Here is a 22290-nt window from a genome sequence, read left to right as displayed (position 1 = left end):
GCTTGCATAAATTATGCCCTCTGTAAAGTGATTTTTATCGGAAGTTTGAATATTCAAACAAATTATCAGGTGTCATTCTATCGAAAAACAGTATCAGGTTGAAAGGGATTTTTGCGTGCTAAATCCAATGATTTCCAGTAGAATGGGGCGCTTTTATAAATAAGGAATAACTATGGCAAGAGAATTTAAACGTAGCGATCGCGTCGCTCAAGAAATACAAAAAGAAATAGCAGTCATTTTACAACGCGAAGTGAAAGATCCCCGTATTGGGATGGTGACGGTTTCTGATGTGGAAGTGTCGAGCGATTTATCTTACGCAAAAATATTCGTGACTTTTTTATTCGATCACGATGAAACGGCAATCGAGCAAGGCATGAAAGGCTTAGAAAAAGCATCGCCTTATATTCGTTCATTACTAGGCAAAGCGATGCGTTTACGTATTGTGCCAGAGATTCGCTTTATTTACGATCAATCCTTAGTGGAAGGGATGCGTATGTCAAATCTTGTGACAAATGTTGTGCGTGAAGATGAGAAAAAACACGTTGAGGAAAGCAACTAATGTCTAGACCTCGTAAACGCTGGCGTGATGTTGATGGTGTGTTTTTGTTGGATAAGTCACAAGGCATGTCATCAAATGACATCATGCAAAAGGTGAAGCGTTTATTTCAAGCGAACAAAGCGGGGCATACTGGCGCGCTCGATCCGTTGGCTACGGGAATGTTGCCGATTTGCTTGGGTGAAGCAACTAAGTTTTCACAATTTTTGCTTGATGCAGATAAGCGTTATCTTGTTACAGCAAAATTAGGCGAACGTACCGATACTTCCGATGCGGAAGGGCAAGTCGTGGAAACTCGAGAGGTTCATATTGAGACTCAGCAAATTTTGACCGCACTTGAGCAATTTCGTGGTGATATTTTACAAGTGCCGACAATGTTTTCTGCACTAAAACATAATGGTAAACCGCTTTATGAATATGCTCGACAAGGTATTACAGTTGAGCGTGAAGCACGCCCAATTACGATTTTTGAACTCAATTTTATTGAATATCACGCACCTTATTTAACCTTAGAAGTGCATTGTTCAAAAGGCACTTATATTCGCACCTTAGTAGATGATTTAGGTGAAGTGCTAGGTTGTGGCGCGCATGTGACAATGTTACGTCGTACAGCCGTAGCGGATTATCCTGTAGCAGAAATGATGCCAATCGATGAGTTACAACTACTTGCTGAAAGTTTTCCGTTAAGTGAATTAGATCGTCTATTACTGCCAACTGATACCGCTGTAAGTAAATTGCCCGCTTTGCATTTGGATGCAGAGCAGAGTAAAGCCATTGGTTTTGGTCAGCGAGTGAAATTTGTTAACGAACAGCCATTAAGTGGCCAAGTGCGGTTATTTTCAGCGGAGAATTTATTCTTAGGCGTAGCCTTAATCGATGGAAATATTATTCGCCCACAACGCTTAATCACGCAATCCTCATAACTTCATTGCCTTTCCTATAAAATTCTAGTAATCTCATCTGTAATTTATTTTTTACAATATATGTAAACTAAATATTGCAGGTGAGTTTTATGGAAGCCCTAAAGGATTTACGTTCTGAAATTGATTCGCTTGATCGCGAACTTATCCAACTTTTTGCTAAACGTCTTGAGTTGGTTTCTCAAGTCGGTAAAGTTAAACATCAACATGGATTACCTATTTATGTGCCAGAGCGTGAAATAGCAATGCTCCAAGCGCGTCGTTTAGAAGCTGAAAAAGCAGGCATTTCAGCAGATCTGATTGAAGATGTTCTACGCCGTTTTATGCGCGAATCCTATGCCAATGAAAACCAATTTGGCTTTAAAACCATCAATTCTGATATTCACAAAATTGTTATCGTGGGTGGCTATGGTAAATTAGGTGGCTTATTTGCCCGCTATTTACGTGCATCTGGCTATCCAATTTCTATTTTAGATCGTGAAGATTGGACGGTAGCTGAAAGTATTTTAACAAATGCGGATGTCGTGATCGTTTCCGTCCCCATTAATCTCACCTTAGAAACAATTGAACGCTTAAAACCTTATTTAACAGAAAACATGCTACTTGCAGATTTAACCTCTGTTAAGCATGAACCGCTAGCCAAAATGCTTGAAATCCATTCTGGTGCTGTTTTAGGTTTACATCCAATGTTTGGGCCAGATATTGCAAGTATGGCAAAACAAGTGGTTGTGCGTTGTGATGGACGTTTTCCTGAACGTTACGAATGGTTACTTGAGCAAATTCAAATTTGGGGCGCAAAGGTTTATCAAACCGATGCTACAGAACACGATCATAATATGACTTATATACAAGCCTTGCGCCATTTTTCAACTTTTGCGAATGGTTTACACCTTTCCAAACAGCCCGTTAATCTTACTAATTTATTGGCGCTTTCTTCCCCTATTTATCGCCTAGAACTTGCGATGATTGGTCGTTTATTTGCGCAAGATGCAGAGCTTTACGCAGATATTATTATGGATAAGCCAGAAAATTTAGCGGTAATTGAAACACTAAAACAAACTTACGAAGAAGCTTTAACTTTCTTTGAAAATAATGATCGTCAAGGTTTTATTGATGCTTTCCATAAGGTGCGTGACTGGTTTGGCGACTATTCCGAACAATTCTTAAAAGAAAGCCGTCAGCTATTGCAGCAGGCAAATGATTTGAAACAAGGGTAGGGAAAAGTGCGGTGAAATTTCACCGCATTTTTCTTTTACTGTCTCGCTAATCTTAAATTTTCAGGTAAATTCTCAAAATTAGAGCGGAATGGATTAATGTCTAATCCGCCACGACGAGTATAGCGCGCGTAAACGGTGAGTTTTTCTGGTTTTGCGTAGTGCATTAAATCACAAAAAATACGTTCGACACATTGCTCGTGGAATTCATTGTGTTGACGGAACGATACAACGTAACGCAATAATTTTTCGTGGTCGATTTTTTTACCTACATAGTGAATATACAAGGTGCCCCAGTCTGGCTGATTAGTGATGAGGCAGTTAGATTTCAACAAATGGCTGACTAATTTTTCTTCGACAATTTCATCAGATACGCAATCTTTTAGCCAATCAGCGTTAAATTGGTAGCTGGTAATTTCAATATCTTGTTCATCAATGCAATCGCCTTGTAGGCTATCAATTTTTTGAGCATCATAAATTGCCACTGTATTTAACCGCACTTTTACATCGCCTTGCGCACATTCGCTTAAATCGCGTTGCATGGTTTGTTGAACAGCGTTGAAATCTGCAAATTTGCTTTGGTTGAAGCTATTTAAATAAAGTTTAAAACTTTTTGACTCAATCAAATTTTGGCTTTGATAATCCAGATAAATGTCTGCGATAGCCACTTGCGGTAAGCCTTTTTCATTGAGCCACGAGATTTCATAAGCCGTCCAAATATCAGCGCCGATAGTAAATGGTTGGTTTTGGGTAATGCCCAATCCATCGCGATTTAACGCGCGTGGCACAGGCTGTAATAAAGTGCGGTCATATTGAGAGGCATATTCTGTTTTTTGACCGAGTTTTAAGGATTTTAAGCTGTTGTCTTGGTAATTCATCTTTTCTCCGATTAAGTGTTCGAGTTTTGCAAATTCCGACACTTTATAAATTAATTACAAAAAATTCCACGATAGGTTCGAAACTAATCGACAGGTATCGCATTTAAAATGAAAGGTATCAAAAATCGCGTCTTTTAACGCCCAGTTTGCGCCACAAGAAGGGCAGCAACGAGATTTTTCAGATTCTAAAGATTGCCCACCTACACGATATAAATAATAGTAAGTCGGTATGCCGGTTTCTTTTTCTATTTCTTGGGCTAAATAGCATCCGTGTTTTGAAAGCGTACTTTGATGATCCGAAATTTCTGCCAAAGATTGTTGTTCTAATACCGCACCATTCATTTGTAGTTGATCGCAGGCTTGCCAATTTTCTTGCCATTTAATCAGATCTTGGCTTAAGTGCGGTTGATTTTTCAACTGTTTATACAAAGGAATTGGCGCGAAATTTTCTCCGCTATGAATCGGTGAGCAACTTTGTAAATGGGTTGTGTAAAGCACTTGCCAAGCTGGCGATGCATTTTCTGCCGTTTGATCTGAATTGAAATCATCGCCCACAAGTTGAAAACCATCAAAAATTACACCGCACTTTTCGGCTTCTTGTAATGCTCGATTTACTTCTGCATTATTATTTTGCGGGAAAAGACTATCTTGCTCAGGGCAAATGACGCGCATAGCAAAGCCTTGTGCACCATCTTCTTCTGCTAAATATAAAGGAATTTCACGTCCGATAATTTGCCCGTTATACCGCCATTGATCGATCACGGTATTAAGTAAACGACTTTGTGATTCAATATTATTTTCGAGCGCAGTTAGGCGAAAATAGGTTTCGATTAAATACATAAATTTTTTAATTGCTGTCCGATTTGGTTTAAGCCGTTTAAACGTGTTTCGCTTAAACGTTGTGAAATGCCGAGTTCGCTAAAAAATACAGTAATATCAAATGTATTCAATTCATTCGCTGTTTTGCCATTGATTTGATTGAATAAAATCCAAAGCAAGCCATTCATAATTCTGGCTTCGCTAAATCCGTTGAATTGAAAAGTGCGGTCATTTTTAGGAATAATTTGAAACCACATTTGTGCTTCACAGCCAGTAATAGGTTGCATTTGAGCAAGTTCATCATCGCTTGGGTGAGAATTTTTGCCAGCTTGAATAATCAGGCGATAGCGATCTTCCCAATTTTTAGCTTGTTTTAATTGTTCTATCATTGTAATAAATCCAGTGCTTTATCTAAAGCGGTAAAAAATGCCTCTACATCTTCCTGTGTATTATAAGGGGCAAAAGATAGGCGTAATGTGGTGCGTTCGCCTAAGCGTGCTAAATAAGGTTGGGCGCAATGTTCGCCCACACGGAGCGCAATATTTTGTTCGCTTAAGAGCGTTGAAAGATCGGAACAGTCAATGCCGTCAAATATAAAGCAAACGACAGTGCTTGGTTGAGGGGAATTGAATAATCGGCAATTCTCGTAAGATTTTAACCGCACTTTGACGGATTCAGACAAGGATATGGCGTGCTGTTCTGCTGCGGTAAAATCCCATTTTTGTAGCCAATCCAGCACAGCATTAAAGCCAATAACCCCAGCAATATTGGGTGTGCCTGCTTCTAAACGATAAGGTAACTCGGCAAACGTAATTCGATCATTTGATACACGATCAACCATTTTTCCGCCAAAAAAGAGCGGTTGAAGTTGAGAAAGTGCGGTCAATTTTCCTGTTAAAACGCCAAGCCCATTTGGGCCATAAATTTTATGGGCAGAAAATGCGAGGAAATCGGCATCTAAATCTTGTAAATTAATTTTAATATGACTAATCGCTTGTGCTGCATCCACTAAAACCAACGTATGACTATGTTTTCTAACCAGTTGAATCAGGCGTTTAATCGGCTGTTCTGTGCCTGTAACATTTGAAACAAAATTCAGTGCAACGAGTTTTGTTTTTTCAGAAAGGGCAGAAATAAGCGCATTTTCATCAATTAGCCAATTATCTAAAATCGGTAAAACTCGAATTTTTGCACCGCACTTTTTCGCCGTTTCGTGCCAAGTGACAAAATTGGCATGATGATCTGCTTGGCTAATTAGAATTTCATCTTCTGCGTTTAATTGCGGTATCAATCCATTTGCCACTAAGTTTATTGCGTGAGTTGTACCCGAAGTCCAAATAACAGCGCGTTTATCTTCTGTATTCACCAATTGTTTAATTTGTGTGCGAGCCTGTTCATATTGCGCAGTTTGGGCAGCATCATATTGGCTGCGATGCACCGAACCCGCAGAAGCATAAAATTCAGCGGTGCGATCAATTAACACTTGAGGTTTCAACGCGGTAGCGGCGTTATCTAAATAAACAACCGCATCTTCACGTTGGAAATAGGGAAATTCTTGACGGAACGTTTGATAATCAAAAGCCATATTGATTTTTCTCTTGTCTGCGCCATTGACTTGGTTCAATTGGATTATTGTCCGCCCAAAGACCAATTCGCTTGGCTTGTGCATTTTCTTGCGCTTGAAGATAAATCGGATCATGGGAATATTGCTTATAAGCCCATGCCATACCTTGTTTAACCATTTCTAAATTAATATTTTTATCTTGATAATAAATAATCGCCAATGTGCGTTGATATCGATCATGACCTTTTAAAGAAAGATGTACATCACGGAGATAAACCATATCAGATAACGCTTTTTTAGATTTTTGTCCAAAAGCTTGTTTTTTCTCTGGCGCATCAATTTCAGCTAGTCGTACTTTGACTTGCTTATTGCCTTTTGTAAGGCAAGTTAAAGTGTCGCCATCGCTGATACCCACAACACGACAATTACCTTTTTCACTGGAGCAAGCGGAAAGTGCGGTTAAAAAAAGTAAAGAAATTAAAATTAAGCAGTTTTTCATCATTAACCTTGGTAAATTGGCGCTATTGGTACCAATAAGCGTGTATAGTATTCCATCTTATGGGTGATAAATGTGGAGACAGATTGTTTAAGATTCATGGTTAATAAGTTGGAACATTATAGCAAATCTTAAGCCTGATGAATAATAGCTGGTGATTTGATTGTGTTTAACTCTTTGTAATTTGATATCAAAATTTGATCGAGCTCACATTTTTTTCAGATTACGCCCGATTTTATTTAAAAATAGGTGGTCAATTTTCTCTTAAAAGGCGTAAAATCTTTTTTAAACATTATCAAAAAAGTTGAAAAAGGTCGAATATGGTTCAAAAGGTGTTTTTATTGACCCGTTCTTTGGTCATTTTATACATTATGTTATATCTCGGAAATCTTATTGCACATTATGTACCTGTAGGTGTACCTGGGAGTATTTGGGGATTGTTATTACTCTTTTTGGGGTTAACAACAAGACTTATTCATTTAGATTGGATTTATTTGGGGGCGAGTTTTCTTATTCGCTTTATGGCCGTACTTTTTGTACCTGTAAGCGTAGGCATTATTAAATATTCTGATTTATTAAGAGAACAGGTTAATATTTTATTACTTCCCAATATTGTAAGCACATGTATTACATTAGTTGTGATTGGTTTTTTTGCCAATCATTTATATCAACTCCAATCTTTTACACATAAACGGAAAAAAGTAATAAAACGTCGCCAAGTTCAAGAGAAACAAATAACTGAAAACATGTAGTCTTTATTTGGATGTCAATTATGCAGCAGTACGCAATTTATCTTTATACATTTTTAACAATTTTCGGATTTTGGCTTGCATTACAAATTAGTAAACGTTGGAAATCAGTCATTTTCAATTCATTTATCTTAACCGTGTTGATTCTTGTGGTAATTTTGGTTATAGGCAAAATTCCATATGATGATTATATGGCTGGGAATGCACCAATAAACAATTTGCTTTCATTAAGTATCGTTGCTCTTGCTTTGCCGCTTTATGAGCAACTTCGCCAAATTGCCAAACAATGGAAAATCATTCTTTCAACGGTTTTCATTGCCTCTTTTTTAGCAATGTTAAGTGGTGCACTTTTAGCATTTCTTTTAGGCGCAACTCCCGAAATGGTCGCAACAGTTTTACCTAAATCAATTACAACGCCTATCGCGATGGAGGTTTCTCGCCATTTAGGCGGAATTCCTGCTGTTACCGCTGTAGGGGTTGTTGTTGCAGGTTTGCAAGGCTCTGTTTTTGGTTACCTTGTATTAAAAAAATTAGGCATTAAACATCAAGAAGCTATAGGACTTTCCGTTGGTTCTGTTTCTCATGCACTTGGTACCGTAAGCTGTATGGAAACTAACTCAACGGCAGGCAGTTACAGTTCTATTTCTCTTGTGCTTTGTGGGATTATTAGTTCTATTCTCGCGCCATTTGTATTTAAGCTCATTTATTTCTTTGTTTAAATATCAATAAAAATTCAACCGCACTTTATTTATTCTAGATTGTGTTTGTTCTAGATAAAGTGCGGTTGTTTTTTGCGCTAAATGATTAGATAATGCAGAAAAACGAAATAAAACAAAGCGATATGAAACCACTTATCATTGATTCTTCTTGGACAGAACGTTTTCTTCCCGATCCTCCACGCGAAAAAGATAATCGCCCACCATTTCGTCGTGATCGGGGGCGAATTTTACATTCAGCCGCCTTTCGTTGCTTGCAAGCAAAAACTCAAATTCACGCGATTGGCGAAAATGATTTTTATCGCACTCGCTTAACTCATTCTTTGGAAGTCGCACAGATTGGTAGTAGTCTCGTTGCACAACTTAAATTTTTAGAAACCGTTGAAAGCCTTTCGCAAACATTAAATATTGATAAAAATGAGTTACAAAAGCAGTTGAAACCTTTATTGCCGAGTAACGATCTTATCGAAAGTTTGTGTTTTGCGCATGATATTGGGCATCCGCCTTTTGGGCATGGTGGTGAAACGGCATTAAATTATATGATGGCAGAGCAGGGCGGTTTTGAAGGTAATGCACAAACCTTTAGAATTTTAACGAAACTTGAGCCTTACACTGAAAATGCAGGAATGAATCTAACGCGTCGAACACTATTGGGTGTAGTGAAATATCCCGCGTTGTTAGATATGGCCTCGCCTCAATATGCAGAACTTAATTTTTCTCGCAATATTGATCCGCGTTTTGTGCGTATTCATGATTGGATTCCAGGAAAAGGCATTTTCCGCGATGATTTAAAGATGTTTAATTGGTTGATGGAGAATCTTTCTGAAACTGACCGCACTTTATTCTGTCAATTTAAAAAAGTGCGGGAAAATCCAGCTGAATCTTTACATACTCGGTTTAAATCTCTGGATTGCAGCATTATGGAATTGGCCGATGATATTGCCTATGGCGTACATGATTTAGAAGATGCGATTGTAACTGGCGTGGTAAATCCTCATCAATGGCAAGTGGCACATTCCGCATTAAAACAAATTCCGTCAGCTTGGTTGCATGAAAATATTGATTCAATTAGCCAACGACTTTTCTCTGATAAACATTTTGAGCGCAAACAAGCGATTGGCGCATTGGTGAACTTTTTTATTACCAATGTGCGGTGGAAATTAACAGCAAATTTTGATGAATCTTTGTTACGTTATAACGCAGAGTTGCCACCTGAAGTGATTGCTGCGCTTGGTGTATTTAAAAAATTCGTTTGGGATTATGTTATTTGCAATGTGGATACCCAACGAATCGAATATAAAGGGCAGAGAATGTTGACAGAAATGTTCCAGATTTTTGAATCTGATCCGGAGCGTTTATTACCGCGAAATACTGCAAATCGTTGGCGTAATGTACCAGAAGATGGGAAGAAGCGAATTATTTGCGATTATATTGCAGGCATGTCGGATGCACACGCATTGCGGGTATATCAGCAACTTTGATTTAAGAGAGAATCCTATCGAATTGATGGGATTTTTTATGCAAACCGTATAGAATAGTGTGGTTAATTTTCACTGAATTTTTATGGGGCAGTTGTGGCATTAATTAGTTTAACCAATGGATATCTTTCCTTTAGTGATGCACCTTTGTTAGATCACGCAGAACTACATATTGAACCGAATGAACGCGTTTGTTTAGTTGGACGTAACGGCGCAGGTAAATCAACTTTATTGAAAATCATTGCAGGCGATGTGCTCATGGATGATGGCAAAATCCAATACGAGAAAGATCTTGTGGTTTCTCGTTTAGAGCAAGACCCACCGCGTAATGCGCAAGGCAATATTTTTGATTATGTTGCGGAAGGTGTAGGGCATTTAACGGATTTATTGAAAGAATATCATCATATTTCTGTTCAATTGGAAGAAAATTACAGTGATCAAATTTTAAATCAATTAGAGCAAGTTCAGGCTAAATTAGAACACGCTGATGGGTGGCGATTTGAAAATAAAATCAATGAAGTGTTGTTAAAATTGGGCTTAAATCCAAACACAAAATTATCCGCACTTTCGGGCGGTTGGTTACGCAAAGCGGCACTAGCACGTGCATTGGTGTGCGATCCTGATGTGTTATTACTTGATGAACCAACCAACCACTTGGATGTGGAAGCCATTGAATGGTTAGAAAATTTCTTACTGGATTTCCAAGGTAGTATTGTATTTATTTCCCATGACCGTTCTTTTATTCGCAAAATTGCAACACGTATTGTGGATTTAGATCGCGGCCAATTAGTGTCTTATCCAGGCAATTACGATTTATATTTAAGCACGAAAGAAGAAAATCTACGCGTTGAAGCCTTACAGAATGAATTATTTGATAAACGCCTTGCGCAGGAAGAAGTGTGGATTCGCCAAGGTATCAAGGCTCGCCGTACAAGAAATGAAGGGCGAGTGCGTGCATTAAAAGCGATGCGTGAGGAACGCCGCCAACGCCGTGACGTAATGGGAACAGCTAAATTACAATTAGATACCTCAAGCCGTTCAGGCAAAATTGTCTTTGAAATGGAAGATGTGAGCTATGAAATCGCAGGAAAAACCTTGTTAAAAGATTTTTCAACAACGATTTTACGTGGAGACAAAATTGCACTTGTTGGGCCAAATGGCTGTGGGAAAACCACGTTCATTAAATTATTGTTGGGTGAAATTCAGCCAACATCAGGAAAAATCCGTTGTGGTACTAAATTAGATATTGCTTATTTTGACCAATATCGTGCTGATTTAGATCCTGAAAAAACCGTAATGGATAATGTGGCGGATGGTAAACAAGATATTGAAGTCAATGGTGTAAAACGCCATGTGTTAGGGTATTTGCAAGATTTCTTGTTCCCGCCAAAACGAGCAATGACGCCAGTTAAAGCCTTATCGGGGGGAGAACGAAATCGTTTATTACTTGCAAAATTGTTACTCAAGCCAAATAATTTATTAATTCTTGACGAACCAACTAATGACCTTGATGTAGAAACATTGGAGCTTTTAGAAGAAATTTTGACTGATTATCAAGGCACATTGTTAATTGTGAGCCACGACCGTCAATTTATCGATAATACTGCGACAGAATGTTATTTATTCGAAGGTGAAGAGCGTTTGAATAAGTATGTAGGTGGATTCTTTGATGCGAAACAGCAACAAGCCAATTTCTGGGCAAGCAAAGCAGTAGAAGAGCAGGCTAAAACGAAGAAAACTGAAGCGCTAAAAGAAGAAAATACGGTGAAAAATGACCGCACTTCTAAGTCTAAATCAGTGAAACTTTCTTATAAAGAACAACGTGAGCTAGAACAACTTCCACAACTATTGGAAGAATTGGAAACTAAAATCACCGCACTGCAAGCTGAAATAGCCGATCCAGCATTTTTCCAACATGCTCATGATATTACCGACGCTAAATTAAAAGCATTGGCGGATACTGAAGCCGAATTAGAAACAGCATTTTTACGCTGGGAAGAATTGGAAGAAAAGAAAAATTTGGTTGAAGGTAAAGCTTAAAAATAACGCCCGAAAGGGCGTTATCTTTAGATATTTTCAAGATGATCTTTTTTCAAAATACTTTCTTCATCAAGCGTTGATAAACGAGCGATAGCGTTACGGTAAGAAATTTCAAGGGTTTCTCTACTGGTTGCCATTACGCCTTGATCTACTAAAAATCCATCATTTACATCATATACCCAGCCGTGTAATGAGAGTTTTTGTCCGCGTTCCCAAGCACTTTTGACAATTGAAGTGCGTCCAAGATTGTAAACCTGTTCTGCTACATTAATTTTAGTCAACATATCCGCGCGTTTTTCTGGGGAAAGGTTACCGAGAAGATGACCGTGTTTAAACCAAATATCACGAATATGAAGGAGCCAGTTGTTGATAAGCCCTAAATCTTTATCTGCCATAGCGGCATGAATACCACCGCAGTTGGTGTGGCCACAGATAATAATATGTTCAATTTTAAGTACATCGACGGCATATTGCACAACAGAAAGGCAATTAAAATCTGTGTGAATTACTTGGTTAGCAACATTACGGTGTACAAAAAGCTCACCCGGTTCAAGATTCGTCAATTTCTCTGCGGGCACGCGGCTATCAGAACAACCAATCCAAAGGTAATGTGGCGTTTGATGATCTGCCAGCTCTTTGAAGTAAGTCGAATTTTCTTCTTTCATTCTTTGTGCCCAACTGTAATTGTTGGCAAAGAGTTGTTTAATTTTATCCATTTTGCTTTCCTTAAAATTCTGAAAAAATTGACCGCACTTTGGCGTAAGTGCGGTCAATATTAAAGTGAAATTGAATTAGAAATTCGCATTTCTTGGTGCGCGTGGGAATGGAATTACATCACGAATATTTTGTACACCAGTCACATATACGATTAAGCGTTCAAAACCAAGACCAAAACCAGAATGTGGAACGCTACCGTATTTACGCAGATCGCGATACCACCAATAATCATCTGGGTTTAATCCCATTTCTTCCATACGTTTATCAAGCACGTCTAAACGTTCTTCACGTTGTGAACCACCGATGATTTCACCAATTCCTGGAGCTAACACGTCCATTGCCGCCACAGTTTTTCCATCATCATTTAAACGCATATAGAATGCTTTAATGTCTTTTGGATAGTTTTTCACTACAACTGGTGATTTAAAATATTCTTCCGCTAAGAAACGTTCGTGTTCAGAAGAAAGATCGATACCCCAAGAAACAGGGAATTCAAATTTCTTACCAGATTTTAATAACACATCGATGGCATCAGTATAGTCAATTTGCGCAAAATCTGAGTTCACAAAGTTTTCTAGACGCGTAATAACATCTTTATCTACATGTTTTTCAAAGAATTGTAAGTCGTCTTTACGCTCTGCTAATACTGCACGGAATACGTATTTCAACATATCTTCTGCAAGTTTTGCGTTATCCGCTAACGTTGCAAATGCAACTTCGGGTTCAACCATCCAGAATTCAGCTAAGTGACGAGTTGTATTAGAGTTTTCTGCACGAAATGTTGGGCCGAAAGTATAAATTTTGCTTAATGCACAAGCATAGGTTTCGCCGTTTAACTGACCTGAAACCGTTAAAAATGATTCTTTACCGAAGAAATCTTGGCTGAAATCAACTTTTCCATTTTCACCACGTGGAAGATTTTCTAAATCAAGTGTAGAAACACGGAACATTTCACCCGCACCTTCAGTATCTGATGCAGTAATTAATGGGGTTGCCACCCAGTAGAAGCCTTGCTCATGGAAGAAACGGTGAATTGCTTGAGATAAACAATGGCGAACACGTGCGACCGCACCAATGATATTGGTACGAGGGCGTAAGTGAGCTACTTCGCGTAAATATTCAATAGAGTGGCGTTTTGCTGCCATTGGGTAAGTATCTGGATCTTCAACAAACCCTGTCACTTCCACTTTTTCTGCTTGTAATTCAACCGCTTGTCCTTCTGCAGGTGATTCAACGACTTTACCCGTTACAATCACAGAACAGCCAGTTGTTAAACGTAAAATTTTGTTTTCGTAATTTTCAATATCGTTATTAATAATCGCTTGAATTGGATCAAAGCAAGAACCGTCATAAACCGCTAAGAAAGATAAGCCAGCTTTAGAATCACGACGGGTACGTACCCAACCACGCACAGTGACGGTTTCACCAATCGCCACTTTCCCTTGTAATACATCAACAATTGATGCCACTTTAGACATATTAAACCTCTGTAACTGAATGTAATTCACATAAAATTGCCGATAGTTTACCTTAATGACGGAAATTTTCCATAAAAATATAGTGTTGGTGCGGGCTATGAATAATAAAATAGCCTTAAAAATGAGCCCTAAATAAAACAGGGTAAAGCCTTATTAATATTGAATATACGCGATTTTATGCTAAAATCTCGGGTCAAAATCATTATGGCTAATAATAGGAAAAAATATGAAAGTTTTAGAAGGCTCAGTCGCAGCGCCTAATGCAAAAGTTGCAGTAGCAATTGCCCGTTTTAACAGTTTTATTAATGAAAGTTTATTAGAAGGCGCAATTGATGCATTAAAACGTATCGGCCAAGTGAAAGATGAAAATATCACTATCGTGCGTGCTCCAGGTGCGTATGAGTTGCCATTAGTTGCTCGTCGTTTAGCAGAAAGTAAAAAATTTGATGCGATTGTAGCATTAGGTACAGTTATCCGTGGTGGTACCGCGCACTTTGAATATGTAGCAGGGGAAGCTAGCAGCGGTTTAGGAAAAGTTGCAATGGATGCTGAAATTCCAGTCGCTTTTGGTGTATTAACCACAGAAAATATTGAACAGGCGATTGAACGTGCTGGTACTAAAGCGGGTAATAAAGGTGCAGAAGCAGCCTTAACCGCACTTGAAATGGTTAATCTTATTCAACAAATTGATGCGGCATAAATCATGACAGAACAAAAACAAGTGAAAAAGCCTTCTGCTCGTCGTCGTGCGCGTGAATGTACCGTTCAAGCCTTGTATTCTTGGGCGGTATCGGGCAATACTGCAGAACAAGTTGAATTAGCCTTTGTGTTAGATCAAGATATGGATGGCGTAGATAAACCTTACTTCCGTAAATTATTTCGTCAAACAGTAGAAAATATTGAAACCGTTGATTTTTCAATTTCGCCTTATATTGACCGCGCTTTTGACGAACTTGATCCTATTGAAACTGCTATTTTGCGTTTGGCTGTTTATGAATTGCGCTTTGAATTAGATGTGCCATATAAAGTGGTTATCAATGAAGCGATTGAAGTGGCAAAAGTATTCGGTGCAGATGAAAGCCATAAATATATCAATGGCGTACTTGATAAAATCGCACCAGCATTAGGGCGTAAATAATCCTTTTAAACTGAAAATGGCGCGCGTTTTTAACGCGTGCCTTTTCTTTTATAAGATAGGTGAAAAATGGCAATGGGTGAATTTGATTTAATTAAACGATATTTTCAGCAACAAATATTAGTTGATGATTCCGTTCAATTATCTATTGGCGACGATTGTGCGCTGGTTTCTGTGCCAGAGAATTATCAGCTTGCCATTACGACCGATACAATGGTAGAAAATACGCATTTTTTACCAAGCATTTCACCTGAAGATTTAGCTTATAAGGCCGTTGCAACAAATTTAAGTGATCTTGCTGCAATGGGGGCACAGCCCAAATGGGTTTCTCTGGCATTAACTTTGCCAAAGGTAGATGGAAATTGGATTTCAACATTTAGCCAAAGTTTATTACACACGTTAAAACAATACAACGTCACATTAATTGGTGGCGATACTACAAAAGGTAATTTGTCTATTACGATTACGGCACAAGGCTTTGTCGAAAAAGGCAAAGGAATTTGTCGGCATAAAGCGCAAGTTGGCGATTTAATCTATGTTTCAGGCACATTAGGCGATAGTGCAGCAGGTTTAACGCAAATTTTATTGGGCAAAAGAGCGGTTGATTCTGATGATGTTTTTTTGCAACAACGTCATCTTAGACCCACACCTAGAATTGAACTTGGGCGGGCGTTAATTGGCATCGCTCATGCAGCCATTGATCTTTCCGATGGGCTAATCTCTGATTTAGGGCATATTCTTGAACGAAGTCAATGTAGTGCTGAAGTTGAGCTTACAGCTTTACCTCTTTCATCATCGATTTTAAATAAATATGATCGCACTCAAGCGGAACAATTTGCCTTAAGTGGTGGGGAAGATTATGAACTTTGTTTTAGCATACCGCCCGAATATAAAGATGAATTAGAATTACGCTTGAAAAAACTGAACGTGCCTTGTATTTGCGTTGGTAAAATCATTAAAAAGTGCGGTGACTTTTCTCCCCGTTTTTTACGGGATGGAAAATCTGTGAATATAACTTTTTCAAGTGGTTTCGATCATTTTAAGGAATCAAAATGACAGAAAATAATCCTCTTAAAAAAATCTCTCTTTTAAATCCTATTCATTTGCTTGCCGTTGGTTTTGGCTCAGGTTTAATTCATCCAGCTCCCGGTACTTGGGGGAGCTTAGCTGGAACAATTTTAGGCGTGATTTTACTTTCTTTACTAGGCGTAAAAACCTTTTTAATTTTTACCGCACTTTGTTTTCTACTCGGTTGCTATCTTTGTCAAAAAACCACAGCAGATATGGGCGTGCACGATCATGGTTCTATCGTCTGGGATGAATTTGTCGGCGTATTTATTGTATTAGCGGCGATACCGTCATTATCTTGGCAATGGATTTTGGCTGCTTTTGCGTTATTTCGCTTTTTCGATATTTTAAAACCGTTCCCAATTCGTTATTTTGATGAAAAACTAGAAAGTGGTTTTGGCATTATGGTCGATGATGTTTTAGCAGCTATTTATGCGGTGATTGTCGTATTTGCTATTCAGTATTGGATGTTGTGATGCTGAATTTAATCATTGTGCATTTATTTGGATTAATGACGCCAGGCCCTGATTTTTTCTATGTAAGCCGAATGGCGGCAAGTAATTCTCGTCGTAATACAGTTTGTGGCATTTTAGGCATAACGCTTGGCATCGCTTTTTGGGGAATGCTTTCAATGTTGGGATTGGCGGTATTGTTCGTTACTATTCCTGCATTACATGGTGTTATTATGTTGCTAGGCGGTAGTTACTTAGCATATCTCGGTTTTTTAATGGCTCGCAGTAAAAAACACGCTCAATTTGAACCGCACTCTGATACTGGATTTAATCAACAAACCACGATCAAAAAAGAAATTGTGAAAGGGCTTTTAGTGAATTTATCCAATGCAAAAGTCGTGGTGTATTTTTGTAGCGTGATGTCGCTTGTCTTAGTAAATATCACTGAAATGTGGCAAATTATCTTGGCTTTTATGGTGATTGTGGTAGAAACATTTTGTTATTTTTATGTGATTTCATTGATTTTTTCACGTAATATTGCCAAGCGTTTATACAGTCAATATAGTCGTTATATTGATAATATGGCGGGTATCGTATTTTTATTTTTTGGTTGTGTGCTTGTTTATAGCGGCATCAACGAAATAATTCATTAATAAAAAAGGAAGTAACATGACATTAAAAATTGCAATCGCCGGTGCTGGCGGAAGAATGGGGCGCCAATTAATTCAAGCGGTTCATTCTGCGGAAGGAGTAGAACTAGGTGCGGCTTTTGAACGCAAAGGATCATCTTTAGTCGGGACGGATGCGGGAGAATTGGCGGGAATTGGTCAACTTGGTGTAACAGTTTCGGACGATCTTGAAAGCCAAAAAGATAAATTCGATTTATTAATCGATTTTACTCGACCAGAAGGTACCCTTGAACATATTGCATTTTGCGTAGCGAATAATAAAAAAATGGTGATCGGTACAACTGGTTTTGATGATGAAGGTAAAGCTGTAATTAAGGCTGCTTCAGATAAAATTGCTATTGTATTTGCATCAAATTTCAGTGTTGGCGTGAATTTAGTTTTCAAGCTTTTAGAAAAAGCGGCAAAAGTGATGGGGGATTATTGCGATATTGAGGTGATCGAAGCTCATCACCGTCATAAAGTGGATGCGCCATCTGGCACCGCACTTTCTATGGGCGAACATATCGCAAAAACCTTAGGTCGCGATTTAAAAACTCACGGAGTCTTCTGTCGTGAAGGAATCACTGGCGAACGTAAACGCGATGAAATTGGTTTTTCAACTATTCGTGCTTCAGATGTAGTGGGGGAACATACGGTTTGGTTTGCTGATATTGGTGAGCGTGTAGAAATTTCCCATAAAGCATCAAGTCGTATGACCTTTGCTAATGGCGCAGTGCGAGCTGGTAAATGGTTAGAAAATAAAGCGAATGGCTTATTTGATATGACCGATGTATTAGATTTAAATAATTTATAAATCAATTTCAAGGTCACTTTCTACGTGACAACAGCATAATAAAATCTCATCAGGTTGAATAAAGGCAAGGGGCGCATCTTTATAGGATACCTTGCCTTTTTTGATTTTCACACGACAAGAACCACAATAGCCACTACGGCATTGATATTCATGATGAATATTATTTTTCTCGAGATGATCGAGTAAACTTGTTTCATTATTGAATTCTAATGTGGTTTGACTGTAGATTAGATGAATTTTCATAAGAGCAATATACTGAAATTTGCTGAGCATTATATAAGGAAAATCCATATGTTAAAAATACTGTGTTTTATAACCGCACTTTTGATTACTGCTTGCAGTTCGATTAGCAAAGAACCAGTGAAGACAGTGGATGTTTATATCAAACCTTATTATTCTGCTGAAAATGGAAAAGCAGAAAATGTATTTGTACATAAAGAAATTGATCCTATGCTACGTGAAAATACGATAAAAGGTTATGAAAGTGCGGTGAAATTTGTAGAAGAAAATCCAGCTCGTATTTCACCCATGACGATGTTTACGTTAGCCGCTCGGGCATACGATTTTTGCTTAAGAGATGAAGCTGTTACTTGGTTTTATCGTGGACAAAACCGTTTGATCACCGCACTTTATGTGTTGGATTTACCAAAACAAACAGTGCAGGATAATACAGGGTTCAGCCATGTTGTAGGGCAGTTTGTTAATGCTTATGCGTTTTGTAATTTTGATAAACAAAGTCGTGCTGCCGAAAATGCGGTGAAATGGACAATTGCGCACCCTTATGAAGTGATTTTCTTACCAGCATTACCTTCAAAATTTGCAGATCGTCAAAAAGCATTAAAAGAAGCAGAAGAAAAATTAGTTCAACGTTTACAGGAACAAGCACGTTTTTTTGCTAATCCAAACAATAAAGAAAAATGGCAAAAAGAGCGGTCAGAAAATTTTGTGAATGAACGATTTTGTTGGTAACAAGAAAAAATGGAATAGCGATAACGTTATTCCATTTTTATTTTTGATAAACCAATGATTTTTCGTATTATTCTTTTACTTTTTAAGTACTTGGTATTATCATTACTCGGTTTTTTATTTTATAGAGAAAAGAGAAGCAGGGGAAACTATGCAACATCTGAACGAGCTTGTTGAGAAAGCGAAATTAGCGATTGAATCCATTCAGGATAAAAGTTTAACGGCTTTGGATGAAATCCGTGTCGAATATTTTGGTAAGAAAGGGCATTTTACTCAATTAATGCAAGAATTGCGTAATGTGTCAGCTGAAGAACGTCCAGCTATGGGCGCAAAAATTAACGAAGCAAAACAAGCTGCGTTAGAATTTTTAAATGCAAAAAAAGCGGAGTGGGAACAGGCAGAACTTAACGCAAAATTAGAAAAAGAACGTGTAGATGTCAGTTTACCTGGTCGCAAAGTTGAAACTGGTGGCTTACACCCAGTTACCATGACGATTAATCGCGTAACAAAGTTTTTCTCAGAACTTGGCTTTTCAGTTGAAAATGGCCCAGAAATTGAAAGTGATTATTACAACTTCGATGCTTTAAATATTCCTAAACATCACCCAGCACGTGCCGATCACGATACTTTTTGGTTTAATCCAGAATTATTACTTCGCACCCAAACTTCTGGCGTGCAAATTCGTACTATGGAAAAAATGCAGCCACCAATCCGCATTATGGCTCCAGGACGTGTATATCGTAATGACTACGATCAAACGCACACGCCAATGTTCCATCAAATTGAATTGCTTTATGTGGATAAAAAAGCAAATTTCACAGAATTGAAAGGCTTATTGCACGATTTCTTACGCGCTTTCTTTGAAGAAGATTTACAAGTGCGTTTCCGTCCCTCTTATTTCCCGTTTACTGAACCTTCAGCCGAAGTGGATGTGATGGGTAAAAACGGTAAATGGTTAGAGGTGTTGGGCTGCGGTATGGTGCACCCAAATGTGTTGCGTAACGTGGGTATTGATCCGAATGAATATTCTGGTTTTGCTGTGGGAATGGGCGTTGAGCGTTTAACAATGTTACGTTATAACGTAACAGATTTACGTTCGTTCTTTGAAAACGACTTACGTTTCTTAAAACAATTTAAGTAATTTCTCGGATTTGAATTAAAAGGATAACAACAAATGAAATTTAGTGAACAGTGGGTAAGAGAATGGGTGAACCCTGCGGTGTCCACCGAGCAATTATGCGAGCAAATTACCATGCTTGGCTTAGAAGTAGATGGCGTGGAAACCGTTGCGGGTAAATTTAATGGTGTCGTTGTTGGTGAAGTGGTGGAATGTGCACAACATCCAGATGCGGATAAATTACGTGTAACTAAAGTGAATGTAGGCGGTGATCGTTTATTGGATATTGTGTGTGGCGCACCAAATTGTCGTCAAGGCTTAAAAGTCGCTTGCGCAACAGAAGGTGCAATATTACCGGGCGATTTCAAAATTAAGAAAACCAAATTACGCGGTCAACCATCAGAAGGAATGCTTTGTTCATTTTCTGAATTAGGTATTGATGTTGAAGCAGACGGTATTATTGAACTGCCTGTTGATGCACCAATCGGTACAGATTTACGTGAATATTTAGCTTTAGATGATAATGCTATCGAAATTAGCTTAACGCCAAACCGTGCGGATTGTTTGAGCATTGCGGGTATTGCGCGTGAAATTGGCGTGGTAAATAAACAGCCGGTAAATCAACCGCACTTTGAAACAGTGCCAGCAACAATTTCAGATAAAGTTCAAATTGATTTACAAGCACCAGAAGCCTGCCCGCATTATTTATTGCGTGTGGTGAAAAACGTTAATGTGAAGGCTGAATCGCCAATGTGGATGCAAGAAAAATTGCGTCGTTGTGGTATTCGTTCTATTGATCCTATTGTTGATATTACTAACTACATTTTGCTTGAGCTTGGTCAACCAATGCATGCGTTTGATGCGGCTAAAGTTGCACAACCTGTTCAAGTTCGTTTAGCAAAAGACAGTGAAGAATTAGTATTATTAGATGGTTCAACTGCAAAACTTCAATCAAATACTTTATTAATTGCCGACCAAAATGGGCCTTTATCAATGGCAGGGATCTTTGGTGGTGCAGCGAGTGGCGTAAATAGCGAAACGAAAGATGTGATTTTAGAATCCGCATTTTTCTCTCCATTAGCGATTGCAGGCCGTGCAAGACAATATGGTTTACATACTGATGCATCACACCGTTTTGAGCGTGGTGTGGATTTTGAATTAGCCCGTAAAGCAATGGAACGAGCAACCGCATTATTGCTTGAAATCTGTGGTGGTGAAGCGGGTGAGATTTGTGAAGCAAGCAGTGAAGCTCATCTTCCTAAAGTTAATACTGTTCAACTTCGCCGTAGTAAATTAGATGCACTTTTAGGTCATCATATTGAAACAGAAAGCGTAACAGAAATTTTCCACCGTCTTGGTTTCGATGTTACTTATGCTAATGATATTTGGACGGTAACTTCTGCAAGTTGGCGTTTTGATATTGAAATCGAAGAAGATTTAATTGAGGAAGTGGCGCGTATTTATGGTTATAACAGCATTCCAAACAATGCGCCATTAGCGCATCTCCGTATGCGTGAGCACAAAGAATCTGATTTAGATTTAGCTCGAATTAAGACCGCACTTGTGGATGCAGATTATCAAGAAGCCATTACTTATAGCTTTGTAGATCCAAAAATTCAAAGTTTATTACATCCACAGCAAGAAGCACTTGTATTGCCAAACCCAATTTCTGTGGAAATGTCCGCAATGCGCGTGTCTTTAATGAGTGGTTTATTAGGTGCAGTGCTTTATAACCAAAATCGCCAACAATCTCGTGTTCGTTTATTTGAAACTGGATTACGTTTTGTACCAGATGCCAATGCTGAATTTGGCGTGCGTCAAGAATTTGTTTTAAGTGCGGTGATTACTGGAACGGCAAAATCTGAACATTGGGCTGGTAAAGCAGAATCTGTCGATTTCTTTGATCTTAAAGGCGATTTAGAATCAGTACTTTCTTTAACTGAAGGTGGTAATAGAGTTCGTTTTGTTGCAAAACAATTTGATGCATTACACCCTGGCCAATCTGCTGCTATTGAATTAGATGGTCAAGAAATTGGTTTTATTGGTGCAATTCATCCATCTATTAGCCAAAAACTTGGCTTAAATGGCAAAACTTTTGTATTTGAAATTCTTTGGAATGCAATTGCGGCACGTAATGTGGTGCAAGCAAAAGAAATTTCTAAATTCCCAGCAAACCGTCGTGATTTAGCTTTAGTCGTCTCGGATAGCGTACCAGCAGGGGAATTGATCGCAGCATGTAAACAAGCAGGCGGCGAAAAATTGGTGCAAGTGAACTTGTTCGATGTATATCAAGGTGTGGGCGTCGCTGAAGGCTATAAAAGTTTAGCGATTAGCTTGACTGTCCAAGATAATGAAAAAACACTTGAAGATGAAGAAATTAATGCAGTGATTTCAGCAGTATTAGCGGAGGTAAAACAACGCTTTAATGCTGAATTAAGGGATTAA

At 38.5% G+C, this 22290-nt stretch carries 24 protein-coding genes; 16 read left to right on the top strand and 8 right to left on the bottom strand.

Annotation, left to right across the window (positions count from 1 at the left end; translation table 11 throughout):
• Positions 1-172 precede the first annotated feature (172 nt).
• The 3 genes from rbfA to tyrA all read left to right on the top strand — a co-directional run bounded on the left by rbfA (position 173) and on the right by tyrA (position 2693).
• Complete coding sequence (gene rbfA, locus AAX15_RS06175) at positions 173-559, top strand: 30S ribosome-binding factor RbfA (protein ID WP_005628626.1); 387 nt, start codon at positions 173-175, stop codon at positions 557-559.
• The gene (gene truB / locus AAX15_RS06170; RefSeq protein ID WP_046939574.1) at positions 559-1479 is read left to right on the top strand and encodes a tRNA pseudouridine(55) synthase TruB; all 921 of its coding nucleotides are present in this window, start codon (positions 559-561) and stop codon (positions 1477-1479) included. The genes rbfA and truB overlap by 1 nt, the downstream gene beginning before the upstream one ends.
• Positions 1480-1568: 89 nt before the next feature.
• The gene (gene tyrA / locus AAX15_RS06165; protein WP_046939573.1) at positions 1569-2693 is read left to right on the top strand and encodes a bifunctional chorismate mutase/prephenate dehydrogenase; all 1125 of its coding nucleotides are present in this window, start codon (positions 1569-1571) and stop codon (positions 2691-2693) included.
• A gap of 35 nt (positions 2694-2728) precedes the next feature.
• Here tyrA and queF read toward each other — a convergent pair whose 3' ends face one another.
• From queF to AAX15_RS06140, 5 genes are read right to left on the bottom strand one after another with little or no spacing between them, the layout of a single operon-like run.
• Positions 2729-3568: an NADPH-dependent 7-cyano-7-deazaguanine reductase QueF gene (queF, locus tag AAX15_RS06160; RefSeq protein WP_046939572.1), complete on the bottom strand. Its 840-nt coding sequence runs from the start codon at positions 3566-3568 to the stop codon at positions 2729-2731.
• A 54-nt stretch (positions 3569-3622) separates the two neighbouring features.
• Complete coding sequence (locus AAX15_RS06155; protein ID WP_046939571.1) at positions 3623-4408, bottom strand: Zn-ribbon-containing protein; 786 nt, start codon at positions 4406-4408, stop codon at positions 3623-3625.
• Complete coding sequence (locus AAX15_RS06150) at positions 4399-4776, bottom strand: SufE family protein (RefSeq protein ID WP_046939570.1); 378 nt, start codon at positions 4774-4776, stop codon at positions 4399-4401. The genes AAX15_RS06155 and AAX15_RS06150 overlap by 10 nt, the downstream gene beginning before the upstream one ends.
• Positions 4773-5972: a cysteine desulfurase gene (locus AAX15_RS06145; protein WP_046939569.1), complete on the bottom strand. Its 1200-nt coding sequence runs from the start codon at positions 5970-5972 to the stop codon at positions 4773-4775. Before AAX15_RS06145 ends, AAX15_RS06150 begins: the two co-directional genes overlap by 4 nt.
• A complete protein-coding gene (locus AAX15_RS06140) occupies positions 5962-6453 on the bottom strand; it encodes a thermonuclease family protein (protein WP_046939568.1) in 492 nt (163 codons plus the stop codon). Before AAX15_RS06140 ends, AAX15_RS06145 begins: the two co-directional genes overlap by 11 nt.
• 314 nt (positions 6454-6767) lie before the next feature.
• On the opposite strand from AAX15_RS06140, the gene AAX15_RS06135 reads away from it, so the two are divergent.
• From AAX15_RS06135 to AAX15_RS06120, 4 genes are all read left to right on the top strand, one after another.
• Positions 6768-7199: a CidA/LrgA family protein gene (locus tag AAX15_RS06135; protein ID WP_046939567.1), complete on the top strand. Its 432-nt coding sequence runs from the start codon at positions 6768-6770 to the stop codon at positions 7197-7199.
• A 20-nt stretch (positions 7200-7219) separates the two neighbouring features.
• Positions 7220-7915 (top strand): CidB/LrgB family autolysis modulator, encoded by a 696-nt coding sequence (locus AAX15_RS06130; RefSeq protein ID WP_046939566.1) that lies wholly within the window; start codon positions 7220-7222, stop codon positions 7913-7915.
• Positions 7916-8007: 92 nt separating this feature from the next.
• Positions 8008-9393 carry an anti-phage deoxyguanosine triphosphatase gene (locus AAX15_RS06125; RefSeq protein ID WP_046939565.1) on the top strand — a complete coding sequence of 462 codons (1386 nt, stop codon included), beginning with the start codon at positions 8008-8010 and terminating at the stop codon, positions 9391-9393.
• Between the two features lie 93 nt (positions 9394-9486).
• Positions 9487-11430 carry an ABC transporter ATP-binding protein gene (locus AAX15_RS06120; RefSeq protein WP_046939564.1) on the top strand — a complete coding sequence of 648 codons (1944 nt, stop codon included), beginning with the start codon at positions 9487-9489 and terminating at the stop codon, positions 11428-11430.
• Between the two features lie 26 nt (positions 11431-11456).
• On the opposite strand, the gene can is transcribed toward AAX15_RS06120, so the two are convergent.
• Together can and asnS are read right to left on the bottom strand one after the other, a co-directional pair.
• Complete coding sequence (gene can / locus AAX15_RS06115) at positions 11457-12146, bottom strand: carbonate dehydratase (RefSeq protein WP_046939563.1); 690 nt, start codon at positions 12144-12146, stop codon at positions 11457-11459.
• Positions 12147-12221: 75 nt separating this feature from the next.
• Positions 12222-13625, bottom strand: a complete 1404-nt coding sequence (asnS, locus tag AAX15_RS06110; protein WP_046939562.1) for an asparagine--tRNA ligase — start codon at positions 13623-13625, stop codon at positions 12222-12224.
• Between the two features lie 226 nt (positions 13626-13851).
• Here asnS and ribH point away from each other — a divergent pair, with 226 nt between their 5' ends.
• The 6 genes from ribH (at position 13852) to dapB (ending at position 17762) form a co-directional block, all read left to right on the top strand.
• Positions 13852-14325: a 6,7-dimethyl-8-ribityllumazine synthase gene (ribH, locus tag AAX15_RS06105; protein ID WP_005628657.1), complete on the top strand. Its 474-nt coding sequence runs from the start codon at positions 13852-13854 to the stop codon at positions 14323-14325.
• Between the two features lie 3 nt (positions 14326-14328).
• Complete coding sequence (gene nusB / locus AAX15_RS06100) at positions 14329-14763, top strand: transcription antitermination factor NusB (RefSeq protein WP_005628659.1); 435 nt, start codon at positions 14329-14331, stop codon at positions 14761-14763.
• Positions 14764-14829: 66 nt separating this feature from the next.
• A complete protein-coding gene (gene thiL, locus AAX15_RS06095) occupies positions 14830-15816 on the top strand; it encodes a thiamine-phosphate kinase (RefSeq protein ID WP_046939561.1) in 987 nt (328 codons plus the stop codon).
• Positions 15813-16304, top strand: coding sequence for a phosphatidylglycerophosphatase A family protein (locus AAX15_RS06090; protein WP_046939560.1), 492 nt, complete (start codon positions 15813-15815; stop codon positions 16302-16304). The genes thiL and AAX15_RS06090 overlap by 4 nt, the downstream gene beginning before the upstream one ends.
• The gene (locus AAX15_RS06085; protein ID WP_046939559.1) at positions 16304-16933 is read left to right on the top strand and encodes a LysE family transporter; all 630 of its coding nucleotides are present in this window, start codon (positions 16304-16306) and stop codon (positions 16931-16933) included. Before AAX15_RS06090 ends, AAX15_RS06085 begins: the two co-directional genes overlap by 1 nt.
• Before the next feature lie 16 nt (positions 16934-16949).
• Positions 16950-17762, top strand: a complete 813-nt coding sequence (gene dapB, locus AAX15_RS06080; RefSeq protein WP_046939558.1) for a 4-hydroxy-tetrahydrodipicolinate reductase — start codon at positions 16950-16952, stop codon at positions 17760-17762.
• Here the strand turns inward: dapB and yfaE are convergent.
• Positions 17757-18005 carry a class I ribonucleotide reductase maintenance protein YfaE gene (yfaE, locus tag AAX15_RS06075; RefSeq protein ID WP_046939557.1) on the bottom strand — a complete coding sequence of 83 codons (249 nt, stop codon included), beginning with the start codon at positions 18003-18005 and terminating at the stop codon, positions 17757-17759. The genes dapB and yfaE overlap by 6 nt on opposite strands.
• Positions 18006-18053: 48 nt before the next feature.
• On the opposite strand from yfaE, the gene AAX15_RS06070 reads away from it, so the two are divergent.
• From AAX15_RS06070 to pheT, 3 genes are all read left to right on the top strand, one after another.
• Positions 18054-18731 carry a hypothetical protein gene (locus AAX15_RS06070; protein ID WP_230599595.1) on the top strand — a complete coding sequence of 226 codons (678 nt, stop codon included), beginning with the start codon at positions 18054-18056 and terminating at the stop codon, positions 18729-18731.
• A 148-nt stretch (positions 18732-18879) separates the two neighbouring features.
• The gene (pheS, locus tag AAX15_RS06065) at positions 18880-19869 is read left to right on the top strand and encodes a phenylalanine--tRNA ligase subunit alpha (protein WP_005640625.1); all 990 of its coding nucleotides are present in this window, start codon (positions 18880-18882) and stop codon (positions 19867-19869) included.
• 33 nt (positions 19870-19902) lie between these two features.
• Positions 19903-22290 (top strand): phenylalanine--tRNA ligase subunit beta, encoded by a 2388-nt coding sequence (pheT, locus tag AAX15_RS06060; RefSeq protein WP_046939555.1) that lies wholly within the window; start codon positions 19903-19905, stop codon positions 22288-22290.

It is taken from the genome of Haemophilus haemolyticus, assembly GCF_001008275.1.
Classification (GTDB): domain Bacteria; phylum Pseudomonadota; class Gammaproteobacteria; order Enterobacterales; family Pasteurellaceae; genus Haemophilus; species Haemophilus haemolyticus_P.
The sequence above is the reverse complement of the archived record's forward strand: the minus strand, read 5'-3'. Positions and strand labels throughout refer to the sequence as shown.

Excerpts from the sequence above, each read along its gene's own strand:
- thiL (WP_046939561.1), top strand. The coding sequence starts at position 14,830 with ATGGCAATGGGTGAATTTGATTTAATTAAACGATATTTTCAGCAACAA.
- rbfA (WP_005628626.1), top strand. The coding sequence starts at position 173 with ATGGCAAGAGAATTTAAACGTAGCGATCGCGTCGCTCAAGAAATACAA.
- tyrA (WP_046939573.1), top strand. The coding sequence starts at position 1,569 with ATGGAAGCCCTAAAGGATTTACGTTCTGAAATTGATTCGCTTGATCGC.
- truB (WP_046939574.1), top strand. The coding sequence starts at position 559 with ATGTCTAGACCTCGTAAACGCTGGCGTGATGTTGATGGTGTGTTTTTG.
- can (WP_046939563.1), bottom strand. The coding sequence starts at position 12,146 with ATGGATAAAATTAAACAACTCTTTGCCAACAATTACAGTTGGGCACAA.
- asnS (WP_046939562.1), bottom strand. The coding sequence starts at position 13,625 with ATGTCTAAAGTGGCATCAATTGTTGATGTATTACAAGGGAAAGTGGCG.
- queF (WP_046939572.1), bottom strand. The coding sequence starts at position 3,568 with ATGAATTACCAAGACAACAGCTTAAAATCCTTAAAACTCGGTCAAAAA.
- pheT (WP_046939555.1), top strand. The coding sequence starts at position 19,903 with ATGAAATTTAGTGAACAGTGGGTAAGAGAATGGGTGAACCCTGCGGTG.
- yfaE (WP_046939557.1), bottom strand. The coding sequence starts at position 18,005 with ATGAAAATTCATCTAATCTACAGTCAAACCACATTAGAATTCAATAAT.
- ribH (WP_005628657.1), top strand. The coding sequence starts at position 13,852 with ATGAAAGTTTTAGAAGGCTCAGTCGCAGCGCCTAATGCAAAAGTTGCA.
- AAX15_RS06125 (WP_046939565.1), top strand. The coding sequence starts at position 8,008 with ATGCAGAAAAACGAAATAAAACAAAGCGATATGAAACCACTTATCATT.
- AAX15_RS06130 (WP_046939566.1), top strand. The coding sequence starts at position 7,220 with ATGCAGCAGTACGCAATTTATCTTTATACATTTTTAACAATTTTCGGA.
- AAX15_RS06140 (WP_046939568.1), bottom strand. The coding sequence starts at position 6,453 with ATGATGAAAAACTGCTTAATTTTAATTTCTTTACTTTTTTTAACCGCA.
- pheS (WP_005640625.1), top strand. The coding sequence starts at position 18,880 with ATGCAACATCTGAACGAGCTTGTTGAGAAAGCGAAATTAGCGATTGAA.
- AAX15_RS06085 (WP_046939559.1), top strand. The coding sequence starts at position 16,304 with ATGCTGAATTTAATCATTGTGCATTTATTTGGATTAATGACGCCAGGC.
- AAX15_RS06145 (WP_046939569.1), bottom strand. The coding sequence starts at position 5,972 with ATGGCTTTTGATTATCAAACGTTCCGTCAAGAATTTCCCTATTTCCAA.
- AAX15_RS06150 (WP_046939570.1), bottom strand. The coding sequence starts at position 4,776 with ATGATAGAACAATTAAAACAAGCTAAAAATTGGGAAGATCGCTATCGC.
- AAX15_RS06090 (WP_046939560.1), top strand. The coding sequence starts at position 15,813 with ATGACAGAAAATAATCCTCTTAAAAAAATCTCTCTTTTAAATCCTATT.
- AAX15_RS06070 (WP_230599595.1), top strand. The coding sequence starts at position 18,054 with ATGTTAAAAATACTGTGTTTTATAACCGCACTTTTGATTACTGCTTGC.
- AAX15_RS06155 (WP_046939571.1), bottom strand. The coding sequence starts at position 4,408 with ATGTATTTAATCGAAACCTATTTTCGCCTAACTGCGCTCGAAAATAAT.
- dapB (WP_046939558.1), top strand. The coding sequence starts at position 16,950 with ATGACATTAAAAATTGCAATCGCCGGTGCTGGCGGAAGAATGGGGCGC.
- AAX15_RS06135 (WP_046939567.1), top strand. The coding sequence starts at position 6,768 with ATGGTTCAAAAGGTGTTTTTATTGACCCGTTCTTTGGTCATTTTATAC.
- nusB (WP_005628659.1), top strand. The coding sequence starts at position 14,329 with ATGACAGAACAAAAACAAGTGAAAAAGCCTTCTGCTCGTCGTCGTGCG.